Genomic DNA, 13,566 nt, shown 5'->3' on the forward strand with positions numbered 1-13,566 from the left:
TTGTTGATGTCTCTTGTTGGGTTATGGCTGGAGGACTGTTTTTTTTGTTTCTTGGGTTGTTTTGTTATTTGAGTTTCTTTCGGCGTTGATTTCGTTCTCGTCGTTGATAAAGCCGTCACTTGATAATTTTTCAGGAAGTGATTCCTTTATAATCGTACTCAGTGTGATGCTGTCTGCAAGTGCTTCGAGGGCTAGTGCGAGCGCTCCCATTTGTTTGTATCCGCGCTCGTGGTTTATCGGGTCTCTATTGAAAAGCTGTACCGAGTCAGGCTTTCGAACAAATCTCATCATTCCGTTAATAGATAGGTAGAAATCGAAGGTGTAATAGGCCAAGTTACCATTTTCAAGGCCGAAAGTTTTCTGATAAGCCATCCTTATAGGCCCCAAAATACTTGGCTTTTCAGGGCCGACGTAGATGTTTCCCACCCCCTCGTAAATGTTGTTGATGCCATGAGCCACTAGGGCAGCGCCCTTGACGCCGTCCCTACCTCGGCTAGCTGAAATTACTAAAGCGCCAGCCTGAAGTTGCATGCTTCCCGCAGCGATAGTCACCCCATTCTGAAAATAAAACATGGACTTGGCAGAAAGCTCTGAATACTCCTCCCTCAGTTCCTGCAACCCTTGCTTCGCACTAATAACACCTTCATCCACCGCCCGAATAATCTCATTCGCATAAGCCGACACGATCTCGCCAAACTTGAGCTGGCTGAAACTGTCGTACAACTGCGTGGCGCCAATCTGGCAGCCGAAAGCGACCAGGTCCGATGCGGCGCGGGTAACGTCGTTAATGTCGCATGAGTCCTCATTCACCGTTATTTCCCCACGTGCTGTGGCCGCACGTTCCCGCTTGAATATGCGTCCAGCTGATCTCGCGATAAGTGAACGACACCAGTTCCTGTGGTTGTGCGTCATTGAGGTGAATGGCGTGGGGAACTTGAAGATTGATGTGGGCGACTTTGGCGCCGGTTATATGGATTTTGAAATATTTGTCTTGGGTGCCGGCGGGCGAGGTTCGGTAGAAAAATATTGTGCATTCCAGCACTTCGCGTTCGTGAAGTGCGGCGGACAGGAGCGGGGAAGACTTGTCTATGTTCTTGGTGATCATGATGGGCAGGTGTTGGCCTCGGTCGGCGCCAACGCCACCGTCATTGCCGGTGGTCATGTTGTGTGAGTAGGCCAGCACCATGATTTCATCCTGATGGCCCAACTGGCATTTATTGCCGATTGAGCTAGTGTCGGAACATCCGGCGGAGATCAGCCCTTGTCGGTTTCCGGTAATGCTCATGTAACTGTGATTGGCCATGGATGCTCTGCTTTATTAGAAAATTGGTTTTGTCTGCAGAGTAACCGCCAACTAAGCCACGGCCGAGAGGCAGCATTTCAGAGTTCTTGAAACTCAGACACGTCTTACAGGAGCAGCGGAAGTCAGGAAGTGAATGTTCTGAAGTGCCAACAAAGTTACGACCGAAGGTAGCAGTGGTGGTTAATGGATAGCGCGCACTAAAAAGCCCGGTCTTTTGCCCCGGGCTTTCCTTTGCATATTGCCAACGCGGATATCAAACGTTTACTTGGTCGTCCAATGCCCACCGCCACTTTCACAATCAATCTTCGCCTGCCCCAGATTTTCCGCACCGTAGTAATACGTGGTGACCTGCGCGCCATCCTGAACATTCAACGCCTTGGCGTTTTTGTCCTTGCTGGTGGAGTGCGGGTTGGCCAGGGACTCCTGAGTGAGGGTGGCGATGCAGGTGGCTTGATAGTGGTCGTCGCACTGCTGGACCTTTTTCTTGACGGCGTTGACCATGTCTTTGCTTTCATTGCTGCACGACCAGTCGATGGAGTTGACGGGCATGCCCTCGTATTCGTAACAGCTATGGCCGGACACGGTGGGCACGGAGGCGCTGGAGGAGCGGGTCTCGACGTCGCAGCCTTCGGCCATGACGCAGGTGGGGATGACGCAGAAGGTGGCGAGCAGAAGCAGGAATCGAATGTTCATCGGGCTTTCCTCTTCGATGGCGCCGGTTCTGATCAATGATGGGGCGCTTATGGTTTCGAGATTGCGCAGGGGAAGGAGGTTCCATCAGGTTTTTGATTTGCGCTGTTCGCGTAGACTGCGAAACAATCGGATACATCTAGCGCCCCCAAGGATTGGAATATTGCCCATGATCGAGATCGGCGGTCGCAACAACGCCCCCACGCCACAGCACAACACCCACGACGTCTACTTCTTCAGCATCGACTTGACCCGAGCGGCGACGCCTTTTTGTTTCGAGCAATCGATTGGTGGCGGGCACGCCGAGCAGGGCGGTGCGCGCTGGTTGGCGCTGGATGAGCTGGAGGCCTGGCCCGGTGACTGGCGTGAGCATTTGAAGAAGTCTGACTGTGCCTGGGTCGCTGAGTTGATCGATGCACATCCTGGTGCGGATCAAGTGACATTGGTGTCGATGATTCTCCAGCGTCACTCCGCGCCCGCGAAGCCAGTCGGTCGCTTGAAGTCCATTGCCGCTTGGCTCAAACGCAATATCCACGTCGGCGGCCGGTATGGCGTTTAACCCGAGGAAACTTCTATGACTCAAACATTGGAACGCGCTATCGCCATCGCCGCAACCGCCCACGCCGGGCAGCTCGACAAGGGTGGTGCGCCGTACATTCTGCATCCGCTGAAAGTCATGCTGCGCATGAACACGCTGGAAGAACGCATCGTCGCCGTGCTGCACGATGTGGTCGAGGATTGTGGGATCAGCCTCGATGATTTGCGCAAAGAAGGTTTCAGCGAAGACGTGCTGACGGCGATTGAGTCGGTGACCAAAGTGCCCGGCGAATCCTATGAAGACTTCGTCGATCGCGCCGCACAGAACCCGATCGGTCGGGTGGTCAAGTTGGCGGATCTGGAAGAGAACAGCGACCTGTCGCGGATTGCCTCGCCGAGTTGGGAGGATCTTGAGCGGATCGAGAAGTATCGGCGCGCGATTGGACGGTTGCGCTCATAAAACTGCGCAATCCCCATGTAGGAGCTGCCGAAGGCTGCGATCTTTTGATCTTTTTAAGAGCAAGATCAAAAGATCGCAGCCTTCGGCAGCTCCTACAGGGGATCGAGCTTAATTGCCAGGAAGGCATCTATGAAACCCATTCTCTGTTTGTTGATCGCCGCCGGGTTTGGCGCGGTGTTGCAGTCCCTCGGCGTGCCTCACGGTTTGCTGTTGGGCTCGATTCTTGTCACTGCATTGGTCGCCACTAAATCAGGTTTCGCCCCCGTGACGCCTTATGGCCTGGGCTACATACAGGTGGCGCTGGGCATCGCCACGGGGCTGATGTTCGAAGCGTGGGACAGCGCGACGGCATCGGCCATGTTGCCCAGCCTTGGCGTATTGCTGCTGTGTTTGATCGTGCAGATTACGTTGGCCGCGCTGTGGCTGACGCGCGGGGCAGGGTGGAATCGCACTGATGCATTGTTGGCGGTATACCCGGGCGCATTGGCAGCGGTTTTCGATCTGCTGGAGTCAGAAAAGGCATCGAGCAAAGTCATCATCGTGCACTTGATGCGGCTGTTGCTGATCACCGTGTTGGTGAGCTTTTTGATTCCGGGACAGGCATCGGTGGCGGTGATTGAAAGCGCTCCGTTGACGACCGGGATGGCACTGACCGTGTTTGCGGTGATCGGCTTGAGTGTGGTGCTTGGACGCTTGCTGCTGGTGATCGGCGTACCGGCGCCGTTTATGCTCACGGCGATCATCATCACGGCGGTTTTTGTCAAAGCAGGATGGCTGCACAGCTTCCACATGCCGGATTGGAGTTTGAATCTGGCTTCACTGATTCTGGGTGTACGAATCGGCTCGCGATTTCAGGGATTGGGCGTCAAGGAGTTGGGCCGGCATGGTCGCACGGCGCTGGTTTCGGTCGGGTTGATGATCGTGGTCGCGGCGGCGTTTGCCGAAGTGGCGGCGCGGTTGTTGGACAGTGATCCGCTGTCGCTGTGGCTGGCGTATATGCCGGGGGCGATCGAAACGATTGCAATCGTCGCGTTCGCGGGAGGGCTGAATGTGGTGTTTATTCTGACCCATCATTTGGCGCGGATGGTGCTGCTGCATTTTGCTCCGGCGTTGTTGGTGCAGGTGCGGCGGGTGCGGGAAACTTCCTGATTTGGATTGTGTCAGCTCAATCGATCCCCCTCACCCCAGCCCTCTCCCGGAGGGAGAGGGAGCCGACCGTGGTGTTTTGCGCGATGCATCGACCTGAACGACCTTATTGATTATGGATTCACTACAAGGAATTTCACGTCGGCGTACTACTTGAATATCCCGCAATCAGTTCCCTCTCCCCCGGGAGAGGGCTAGGGTGAGGGGGGCGCTTGATTCAACACCATGAACTACACTCCCTCATTACCCCGCAACACCGCCAACCCCAGGCCCCGCCGGAGGTAACGATGAATCGCCTAACGCCCATCGCGCTGATGATCGCTGCCCTGTACATCACTCAAGCCAGCGCCGAATCCATCGTCCCGCTCAAAGGTCAGACCTCCCAGCAAACCCAGATCGACATCAACGACTGCCACTCCATCGCCTCGACTTCAACGACGTCCACACCGCAAACCGGCGGCCGTCTCAAGGGCGCCGCTGTCGGTGCCGCCGCCGGAGCCGCAGGTTCTGAAGTCCGCGGTCGTCAACACGACGAGGTTTACGACCGCGTCGACGATGATCGCAAGCAGGATTACCGACAGAACCGTGCGCAGCAAACCGCCGCGGCCGGTGCGGTAGTCGGTGGCTCTCGACAGCGGCAAGAGCGGCGCGCGCAGAGCAAAACCGATGCAGCGGCCAGTTCCAGTGCCTACACCGGGTGTTTGCAAGGACGCGGCTATCAGGTCACGCCTTGACGGCGAGTTCTGTGCCCGTGGAGCAGGTGCATCATCAAAACGCCGTAAAGCGTTACCAGGATAAACAGGGCCATGCGCACGGCAAATGCTGTGTAGACGTCTTTGCCTGCCGCGCTGTCCTGCACCGATTGGCCGAGCAGGATGATCATTGTTATCAGGGTGTTGAGCCAGAACCCCGGGCTGAATTGCGTCGGGCTGAGGCGATAGAGTTTGCGCGCCAGCCATAGCCCGATCAGCAACATCCACAGGAAGAACATCCACAAGTGCACGAAAAGGCTTAATCCGCACCACACCAGCACCGCCAATACGCCGGCGAGCAGGGTCGAACCGACCAGTTCGCGCCCCGCGTGATGAGTGTTTGTCGTGGAGCTTTGTTGGCCGAGGCTGACGGCTTTGAGGATGATCGGCATGTAGCTGGCCGGGTCGCTCAGGGCCAGCAAAAAGGTCGGCAGCACGATCAGCGTGGCGCGCAGGGCCACGCGCGGTACCTCGTCGGCGGGCATGGCGGGCGGCTTGGGTGGGACGGGGCTGTTTGCCGGTTCCGGGAATAATGCGTGGCTGACGCCAACCACCGCGACTGCCAGCAACAGGCCTTTGACCAACGCACCAATCACCGCTATCGCCAGATCGAATTCAGCGAACCCGGCGGCGGAGATCATGGTCATGCCGATCACCAGAAAGGTCACGATCAGCGGGTTGCCGCCGCGCAAACCAAAGCGGAACACCAGAAACAAACCGACGCCAATCAACAGCACGCCGCTCACCGGGTAGTAACGCAGCAGCGGCATCAGCAGCAGGCCGATGCTGGTGGTCAACGCGGCGACCAGCGCCAACACGATCGCGCCTTTCAGCGGTAACGGTCGGGGCAGGCTGGCCAGCAGCAGCACCGCCAACACCGGCGAGATAAACGCCAGCGGCAGCGCCAGCGCATAACTGGCGGCGGTGCACAGCGCCGTGCCGAACGCCAGGCGCAAGGCCCGTTGCGCTGGGACGCTGCGTTCAGTAGGCATACGACAGCCAGCTCATCAAGCCGACAAACAAACGGCCCAACGGATTGAGCGGATTGCCCTCGGTGGGAAAGGCCATGACTTCAGCCTGGCCGCCGGCACGGATCGCGCGACTGTCGATCAGGCGTTTCTTCGCCTCTGGCGTGAACTCGATGATCACCGGGAAACGCTGCGCCGGCCGTAACCAGTCGCGGCTGTTCTGAATGCTTGGCAGGGTGCCCGGCGCGGGTGTCTGGCCGACGCTGACGCCATAACCGACGCTGCGCACCCGCCCATCAAGTACTGCGCCGGGCAACGCGTCGAGGACGATGGCCACCGGCGTTCCGGGTTGCACACGGCCAAGGTTGTTTTCGGTGAGGTCGGCGCTGATCCATACGTCGTGGATGGCAATCAAGGTCATCACCGGGCTGCCGGCTGCAGTGAACAGGCCGACGTCGGTGCGCAGGTCAGTGATCAATCCGGCCGAACGCGCACCGATGCGGGTGTTGGCCAGGTCCAGTTCGGCCTTGGCCAGTGCCGAAGCGGCGCTGCGCAATTGCGCGTTGGTCTCGGTGTTGCCACCTTCCTGTTCCTGGGCGCGTTGCACCTCGGCACGGGCGGCGGCGACTTGGGCGACGGCTTGTTCGCGGTTGGCCCGAGACACTTCCAGCAAGCGTACGGAGACGGTGCCGGGATCCTGTTTGTACAGGCCCTCAAGACGTTGATTGTCCTGCCGCGCCTTGAGTTCGTTGGCTTGCGCGGCACGCAACGAAGCCTGCGCCGAGGCGATACCGGCGGTGCTGGCGCCGACTTGCCGACGGGTTGATTCCAGATCGGCTTTGGCGCGATCTACAGCGATTTGCAGCGGCTGCGGATCGAGTTCGAAGAGGATGTCACCCGCCTTTACGTCCTGATTGTTGCGCACGTTGACGCGGATCACCCGACCGGCGACTTCGGCAGCGACCGGAATCACGAAAGCGCTGACCCGCGCCTGCTGGGTGTAGGGCGTGTAGCGGTCGGCGAGCAGATACCAGGCCAGGCTCAGTACGATCAGCAACAGCACCCAGCGGATGCCTTTTTTTGCCGGATCGGGCTGGGCAGGCGCGGGGGCCGGGGCGGGTGGCGCGGCTTCAGTCATGACGGGTTACCTGCGATGGGAGGGGATACGCCGGTTGGGCGGGCGGCGCGTTGAGCAGGCCGCCCCAATCAGTGCGCTGTTGCATCTGTTGCCGGGTCGGCTCATCGACCTGCGGGGCATTGCTTTGCCAACCGCCACCAAGGGCTTTGTACAGCGCGATCAGGTTGCTCACGGCGTTGCTGCGGCTGACCAGATAGTTGTCCTGCAATTCCAGCAGTGCGCGTTGCGCATCGAGTACCCGCTGAAAGTCCGAATAGCCTTCGCGGTATTGCGTGTTGGCGAGCACCAGCGAGCGCCGCGCCGCACCTTCGGCTTCACGCAGAATGCGTTCGCGCTCCAACGCTTTACTCAGGCCGCTGGCGGCATCGTCAGCCTCGCGTGCGGCCTGGCGAACCTTATCGCGGTAGGCCTCGATCAGTTGCTGCAAACGCGCGTCCTGGACCCGCACGTTGTTGCGGATGCGCCCGTAATCGAAGATGTTCCAGCGCAGGCTCGGGCCGCCGATCAGGTCGAAGCTGCGCGGAGTGGCGCCGAGGGTATCGCTCGACCAGACGATGCTGCCGAGTAAGGTCAGCGACGGGTACAGATCGGTTTCGGCGACCCCGACCAGCGCCGATTGCGCGGCGACATTCAGTTCCGCCGCACGCACGTCCGGGCGGCGCAGCAGCAGGTTGGCCGGAACGTCCTGCAGTACGGCGCGATCGGTCAACGGGATCAGCCCGGTTTGCTCGGCCAGCAATGCTGCGCCACCGGGCGGCTGGCCAACCAGCACCGCCAGAGCGTTGCGCGTGCGCAACAGTTGATCCTCGAAGGCCGGAATGCTGCTCAGCGTGCCGAGGTATTGGGTCTTTGCCTGCTGCAGGTCGAGCTCGGCGCTCTGGCCGCTGTTGAAGAGTTTTTCGGTGATCTCGAAATTGCGTTTTTGCTGCACGGCGTTTTCCTGGGCAACGCGCAGTCGTGCCTCGGTGGTGCGCAGGGAGAAATAGGTGTCGGCGACTTGCGCGCGCAGGAGTACGAGGGCGTCCTCGTAGTTGGCCTGTGCGGCGAAATAGCTGGCGTCCGAGGATTCGATGGCGCGGCTGAAGCGGCCCCAGAAATCCAGCTCCCAACCGACATCGAACGCGGCGCTGTGCTGCCAGAAGTGCAGATCCTGTGGATTGCTGCCGCCCGACTGATGACGGTCGACATACAGGCTGTCGACCCCGACCTGTTGCAGCTGCGGGTAGCGACCGCTTTCGGCGACGCCCAGTTGGGCGCGGGCTTCGAGTACCCGCAGGCCGGCGATTTTCAGGCTGCTGTTATGTGCATCGGCGGCGGCGATCAGGCGGTCGAGTATCGGGTCGGCAAATACCTGCCACCACTGGCGCAGATCCGGTTGGGCAGCGCGTTCGCTGGCCTGCTCCAGTGCCGCGCTGTTCCACTGCTTGCTCCACGCTTCGCCCGGCGCCTGAAAGTCCGGTCCCAGGCGTACGCAGCTGCTGACACTCAAGGCGCCAAGCAACAACAGGTAACCGGGCCGCGTCAGCAGGGCTGTTGTTGAAGGCATTGCGTTATGTCCCTGACCCGCAAATATCAGTGGAGCATAGACGGCGAATTGCAAGTTGTTCAGGTGAATCTGCTGCTACGCTTTTCAGGCGTCTGCACCCCACCCAAACAGGTATAAAACCATGGAAACTGTCCAAGATCCGCTGACACCGACCCCCGCTGCCACCTGGCGCTTCAAGGTTGGCGTGGCGATCATTTGCCTGATGCTGGGCTCGTGGCTGATGGTGCCACTGGCCGCCGCCCTCGACGTGCCCGGTTCGAAAGTGGCGGCGCTGACCGGCGTGCTCTTTATCAGTAACAAGGTGCTGTTGCTGGTGGTCATCGCAGTGATGGGCAAGGCCGGGTTTGCCGAGCTCAAACGCACCATTGGCCGACATGTCTCGGGGATGCTTCCGACGCCTGTCGCCGAAGTCTCGCCGCTGCGGCATCGGGTGGGCGTAGTGATGTTTTGCCTGCCGTTGCTGTCGTCGTTTCTGGAACCGTATTTCGATAATTTCTGGCCGGGGTTGCGGCCCAATCTGTGGCAGATGCAGATGCTCGGGGATCTGATGTTCATCGGCAGCTTCTTTGTGCTGGGCGGCAATTTCTGGGACAAGGCCCATGCACTTTTTGTGCGTACGGCGAAGGTGGTGTCCGTTTGAACGTTGATTGCTAGAGCCATTGTGGCGGGGGGGATAAAACCCCTCACCACAAGGTAGGCGTGAGGTCAGCGGATGTGCGCGGCAAAGCCCACTAGATCCGGCGCAACGTGATCCTTGAGGGTCAACGCAGGAATGTCGTACTCCCCCGCGTTCTGCTGCCGAAATGCAATTGGCCGTGTACTCCATAACTCGTCCAGACGCTGGCCCAACGCCTCGGTCGTCTCGGTGAACCGCGCTTCATCCATCCGGCTGACACGATAGGTCAGGAAGGGCGGCAGCACGTCAAAACCAGGGTAGTAGAGAACGCCATGCTGGATCGGAAACAGCAGATCATCGATTGGCCCGTTGATCCCGCGCGGGGCGTAATGCGACTCCCAGCCACCGGTGGTGACCATCAACATCGCCCGTTTGCCTTTCATTTTGCCTTCGCCATAACGCTCGCCCCAGCGGCTGTCGGAGTGCTCGCCGACGCCGTAGGCAAAGCCGTAGGCATACACGCGATCGACCCAGCCTTTGAGAATCGCCGGCATGGTGAACCACCAGAGTGGAAACTGCAGGATCAGTGCATCAGCCCACAGCAGTTTTTCCTGTTCGCCAGCGATGTCGGCGGATTGAGTGCCTTCGGCGTAGGCGACCTTCGAGTCGAGGGAGGCGTGAAACGGCTTCGTCGCATCGCGTTGCGGGGCGTCATCGGCGTCAAGGGTGGCTTTCCAGTTCATCGCATAGAGATCGGAGACCTGCACGTTGTGGCCGGCGGCTTGCAGGCGCTGGACGGTAAAGTCGCGCAGCGCGCCGTTGAGGGATGTTGGTTCCGGGTGGGCGTAAACCAGTAATACGTTCATGTTGAAACTCCGTTGGCTGAGTGACAGCAGGATCGGCGTTCAACCGGTATATTGGAAATGAATGTCTGATATGTCTGGTATAGCCATGAATAATTTAAGACGGCTGGATATCAATCTTCTGTTGACCCTCGATGTGTTGCTGTCGGAGCACAACGTCACCCGCGCGGCCCAACGGTTGAATCTGTCGCAGCCTTCGGTGAGTGTGCATTTGGCCAAGCTGCGCGACATCTTCGGCGATCCGCTGCTGTTGCCCGGGCCGCGCGGCATGCGCCCGACGGCGCGCGCCGATGAGTTGCGTGAGCCGTTGCGCGAGGCACTGGAAGCGTTGGAGCGGGCGGTGGCGCCGGCCAGTGCGTTCGACCCGGCGCAGGCCACGCACACCTGGAAAATCGCCGCGACCGATTACGGCGAGTCGACGGTGGTGCTGCCGGCCCTGCGCGGTTTGCGCGAACAGGCGCCGGGCACGCGGCTGGCGGTGATCGATCTGACGCCGGCGCATTTGGTCAAACAGGCTGAGCAGGGCGTGTTCGATCTTGCGCTGCACATTAGCGAAGACGCGCCGCCGGAGTTGCACCGACGACCGTTGTTTACCGAGCGTTATGTGCTGGCCGGTCGAGTCGGGCATCCGGGATTAAAGTCTGCACCCACGCGCACAGAATTCTGCGCGCTGGAGCACGTGATGGTGTCGCGCGCGGGTGGGGGCTTTTTCGGGGTGACTGACCGGGCGCTGGCCGATATCGGGCTGATGCGCAAAGTGGTGCTGTCGGTGCCGCACTTTCTGATGGCTATGTCGGTGTTGGCCAGCACCGATCTGGTGGCGATGCTGCCGTCACGCCTGGTGCGTGGCAGCCCGGCATTGCAAGTGGTCGACGCGCCGCTGGAGGTGCCCGGTTACGAAATGGCGATGTTCTGGGGCGAACGCTCGCACCGCGATCCGGCGCACAAATGGCTGCGCGAGCATTTGCTGGCGTCGGTCTGAGACGTTGTCAGGCGTGGCCCAAGGCAATCGCAAACGACACGACGATCATGCACGCAAATGCAAAATTGAGATTCATGAGGTGTTCATCCTGAGCCTTTTAGAGTGGGGTCATTCTGAACAGGTTGAAAGCAAAGGAAAAATTCGCCTTATTGATTCCAGAGATCGAAACAATCGATACCCCGTCGGTTTGTGTTTGTTCGGGGCTTTCGCTACTCTCGCAAAACCTGCAACTACAAGCATAAACAGGCATAACCATGCACGATCACTCCGCGGCTGAACTGCCATCCCTGCGCCGGCAGAAAATCCTTTTACTGCTCGAACGCGACGGCAAAGTCATGGCGTCCGAGTTGAGCCAACACTTCGCGGTGTCCGAGGACACGATTCGCCGTGACCTGTCCGAACTGGACAATGCCGGGCTGGTGCAGCGCGTGCACGGCGGGGCTTTGCCGCGTCCGAAGGATTCCGGAAAGGATTACTTCACGCGGCTGGACGAGACGGATGAGGTCAAGATCCGTTTGGCGCAAAGAGCGGCGCAGGAGATTGAGGACGGGCAGATTGTGCTGTTCGATTCCGGCTCGACTACGCTACAAGTGGCGCGCTCGTTGCGTGCTGATATCAGCATCACGGCGGTGACCGCTTCGCCGATGACGGCGATTGCCTTGTCCGAATTCAAGGCAGTGAAAGTGATTCTCGCTGGCGGCCAGCTGAATCCACGGACGATGGCGGCGGGTGGGCATGAGGCGCTGCGTTTGCTCGCAGGGATCAGGGCGGATCTGGCGATTACCGGGGTCTGTGCGATTCATCCGGAGGTGGGGATCACCTCGCTGCATTTCGATGAAGTGCCGGTGAAGCAGGCGATGCTTGATGGCGCCGGGCGGGTGATTGCGGTGACTTCGGCGGACAAGTTGGGAGCGGTGGAACCGTTTGTGGTGGCGCCGTGTTCGCGCCTGCATACGCTGATTACCGAGCGGCATGTGGCGTCGGGGAGTGTCGAGGATTATCGGCGGTTGGGGATTGTGGTGGAGCAGTTGCCGGATTGAGGTTTTGTGGTGTGTTTGATGGCCTCATCGCGAGCAGGCTCGCTCCCACAATGGATCTTCAGTGAATCGATGACCCTGTAGGAGCTGCCGAAGGCTGCGATCTTTTGATTTTGATTTTTAAAAACAAGATCAAAAGATCGCAGCCTTCGGCAGCTCCTACAACTGGAGGGTGTGTCAGCGAAGTCGCTCAAGCATCTGGTAATACCACATCCCCGCCGCCAACAATGGATTGCCCAACAAATCCCCCATCGGCACGCGAATGTGCTGGCACTGGGCAAACGTATCGAACTGCTCCATCTGCCCGGTGATCGCCCGACTCATGATTTCGCCCATGATGTGTGTCGTCGCGATGCCGTGGCCCGAATAGCCCTGGCAATACCAGACGTTGTCCGAGAGCTTGCCCAGTTGCGGAATGCGGTTGATGACGATGCCCATCGCGCAGCTCCACTGGTAATCGATCTGCACACCTTTGAGCGCCGGAAAGGTCTGCTCAATGCACGGGCGCAGTTCGGCGGCGATGTCCCGTGAATCCTTGCCGCTGTAGTTGGCACCGCCGCCGAACAACAGGCGGCCGTCGGCGGTGAGGCGGTAGTAGTCGAGGACGAAGCGGCAGTCGTACACCGCGAGGTCTTCGGGGTTGATCTGTTTTGCCAGATCGCCCAGCGGCGCGGTGGTGACGATGCCGCCCATGGCCGGGAAAATCTTGCCCTTGAGCTGCCCCGGTTCGAGCTTGTGGTAGACGTCGCCGGCGAGCATCACCTGATTGGCATCGATCTGCCCGTGAGCCGTGCGCACACCGGGCGTAGCGCCGTGAATGATCTCCAGCACTTCGCTGTTTTCGAAGATCAATGCGCCCAGGCTTTCCGCCGCTAGGGCCTCGCCGATGCACAGGTTGAGCGGGTGTAGATGCATGTTGCGGGTATTCTTGATTGCGCCGTGGTAGAGGTCGCTTTGCAGCAGATCACGCACCTGACTGCGGTCCAGCAGGCTGACCTTATCACCCAGTCCGCGGCGCACGGCTTCTTCGTAATCGTTGCGCAGATCGGTCATGTGACTGGGCTTGTACGCGGCGTGTAAGTGGCCGTGTTTGAGGTCGCATTGAATGCCGTACTTCTCGACGCGTTGCTGGATGATTTCATGCCCGCGCCAGCGCAGGTGCCAGATGAAATCATCGACCTCATCGCCGAGTTTCGGGCGCATCTGTTTGCGCATCGCGCCGTCGCCGGAGAGGCTGCCGGTGACTTGTCCGCCGTTGCGCCCGGTGGCGCCCCAGCCGATCTTGTGGCTTTCGACGATGGCGACTCTCAGGCCTTTTTCGGCGAGTTCGACAGCGGTGGCAACGCCGGTGAAACCGCCGCCGATGATCACCACGTCGACAGTGTGCCGGCCTTGCAGGGTCGGGTAGTTGGTGTCCTGGTTTAGGGTCGCGGTGTAGTAGGAATTGCAGCGTTCGGTCATGTCAGTGTCCACACAAATTCTTCGGTTGTACGCGGTCCCTGTAGGAGTGAGCCTGCTCGCGATAGCG

15 protein-coding genes are annotated in these 13,566 nt (G+C 59.6%); 7 read left to right on the top strand and 8 right to left on the bottom strand.

Annotated features, from left to right (window positions below; genetic code table 11):
* Positions 1–21: 21 nt before the first annotated feature.
* From CKW17_RS01320 to CKW17_RS01330, 3 genes are all read right to left on the bottom strand, one after another.
* Positions 22–810: a DUF4225 domain-containing protein gene (locus tag CKW17_RS01320; protein WP_095118359.1), complete on the bottom strand. Its 789-nt coding sequence runs from the start codon at positions 808–810 to the stop codon at positions 22–24.
* Positions 803–1,303: an Hcp family type VI secretion system effector gene (locus CKW17_RS01325; protein WP_095118360.1), complete on the bottom strand. Its 501-nt coding sequence runs from the start codon at positions 1,301–1,303 to the stop codon at positions 803–805. The genes CKW17_RS01320 and CKW17_RS01325 overlap by 8 nt, the downstream gene beginning before the upstream one ends.
* A gap of 261 nt (positions 1,304–1,564) precedes the next feature.
* On the bottom strand, positions 1,565–1,996 hold the full coding sequence (locus tag CKW17_RS01330) for a hypothetical protein (protein ID WP_095118361.1): 432 nt from the start codon (positions 1,994–1,996) through the stop codon (positions 1,565–1,567).
* Between the two features lie 166 nt (positions 1,997–2,162).
* On the opposite strand from CKW17_RS01330, the gene CKW17_RS01335 reads away from it, so the two are divergent.
* The 4 genes from CKW17_RS01335 to CKW17_RS01350 all read left to right on the top strand — a co-directional run bounded on the left by CKW17_RS01335 (position 2,163) and on the right by CKW17_RS01350 (position 4,870).
* On the top strand, positions 2,163–2,552 hold the full coding sequence (locus tag CKW17_RS01335; protein ID WP_095118362.1) for a hypothetical protein: 390 nt from the start codon (positions 2,163–2,165) through the stop codon (positions 2,550–2,552).
* A 15-nt stretch (positions 2,553–2,567) separates the two neighbouring features.
* Positions 2,568–2,990: an HD domain-containing protein gene (locus tag CKW17_RS01340; RefSeq protein WP_095118363.1), complete on the top strand. Its 423-nt coding sequence runs from the start codon at positions 2,568–2,570 to the stop codon at positions 2,988–2,990.
* Positions 2,991–3,119: 129 nt separating this feature from the next.
* Positions 3,120–4,139 carry an AbrB family transcriptional regulator gene (locus CKW17_RS01345; RefSeq protein ID WP_095118364.1) on the top strand — a complete coding sequence of 340 codons (1,020 nt, stop codon included), beginning with the start codon at positions 3,120–3,122 and terminating at the stop codon, positions 4,137–4,139.
* 284 nt (positions 4,140–4,423) lie between these two features.
* Positions 4,424–4,870 (top strand): YMGG-like glycine zipper-containing protein, encoded by a 447-nt coding sequence (locus CKW17_RS01350; RefSeq protein WP_095118365.1) that lies wholly within the window; start codon positions 4,424–4,426, stop codon positions 4,868–4,870.
* On the opposite strand, the gene CKW17_RS01355 is transcribed toward CKW17_RS01350, so the two are convergent.
* Genes CKW17_RS01355 through CKW17_RS01365 form a run of 3 tightly spaced genes read right to left on the bottom strand, consistent with a single transcriptional unit; the run spans position 4,855 to position 8,540 of the window.
* Complete coding sequence (locus CKW17_RS01355) at positions 4,855–5,880, bottom strand: DUF2955 domain-containing protein (RefSeq protein ID WP_095118366.1); 1,026 nt, start codon at positions 5,878–5,880, stop codon at positions 4,855–4,857. The two genes, CKW17_RS01350 and CKW17_RS01355, sit on opposite strands and share 16 nt — an antisense overlap.
* Positions 5,870–6,994: an HlyD family secretion protein gene (locus CKW17_RS01360; protein WP_095118367.1), complete on the bottom strand. Its 1,125-nt coding sequence runs from the start codon at positions 6,992–6,994 to the stop codon at positions 5,870–5,872. Before CKW17_RS01360 ends, CKW17_RS01355 begins: the two co-directional genes overlap by 11 nt.
* Positions 6,987–8,540, bottom strand: a complete 1,554-nt coding sequence (locus CKW17_RS01365; protein WP_256586176.1) for an efflux transporter outer membrane subunit — start codon at positions 8,538–8,540, stop codon at positions 6,987–6,989. Before CKW17_RS01365 ends, CKW17_RS01360 begins: the two co-directional genes overlap by 8 nt.
* Positions 8,541–8,661: 121 nt before the next feature.
* Here CKW17_RS01365 and CKW17_RS01370 point away from each other — a divergent pair, with 121 nt between their 5' ends.
* The gene (locus tag CKW17_RS01370) at positions 8,662–9,180 is read left to right on the top strand and encodes a transporter suffix domain-containing protein (protein ID WP_016982834.1); all 519 of its coding nucleotides are present in this window, start codon (positions 8,662–8,664) and stop codon (positions 9,178–9,180) included.
* 65 nt (positions 9,181–9,245) lie between these two features.
* On the opposite strand, the gene CKW17_RS01375 is transcribed toward CKW17_RS01370, so the two are convergent.
* A complete protein-coding gene (locus tag CKW17_RS01375; protein ID WP_095118368.1) occupies positions 9,246–10,022 on the bottom strand; it encodes an NAD(P)H-dependent oxidoreductase in 777 nt (258 codons plus the stop codon).
* Positions 10,023–10,107: 85 nt separating this feature from the next.
* Here CKW17_RS01375 and CKW17_RS01380 point away from each other — a divergent pair, with 85 nt between their 5' ends.
* Together CKW17_RS01380 and CKW17_RS01390 are read left to right on the top strand one after the other, a co-directional pair.
* A complete protein-coding gene (locus CKW17_RS01380; RefSeq protein WP_256586178.1) occupies positions 10,108–11,001 on the top strand; it encodes a LysR family transcriptional regulator in 894 nt (297 codons plus the stop codon).
* 254 nt (positions 11,002–11,255) lie between these two features.
* Positions 11,256–12,041 (top strand): DeoR/GlpR family DNA-binding transcription regulator, encoded by a 786-nt coding sequence (locus CKW17_RS01390; protein ID WP_095118370.1) that lies wholly within the window; start codon positions 11,256–11,258, stop codon positions 12,039–12,041.
* Between the two features lie 174 nt (positions 12,042–12,215).
* Here CKW17_RS01390 and CKW17_RS01400 read toward each other — a convergent pair whose 3' ends face one another.
* Positions 12,216–13,499 (bottom strand): FAD-binding oxidoreductase, encoded by a 1,284-nt coding sequence (locus tag CKW17_RS01400; protein WP_095118372.1) that lies wholly within the window; start codon positions 13,497–13,499, stop codon positions 12,216–12,218.
* Positions 13,500–13,566: the final 67 nt, after the last annotated feature.

Origin of the sequence: Pseudomonas sp. Irchel s3f10, assembly GCF_900187515.1 — a bacterium.
Classification (GTDB): domain Bacteria; phylum Pseudomonadota; class Gammaproteobacteria; order Pseudomonadales; family Pseudomonadaceae; genus Aquipseudomonas; species Aquipseudomonas tensinigenes.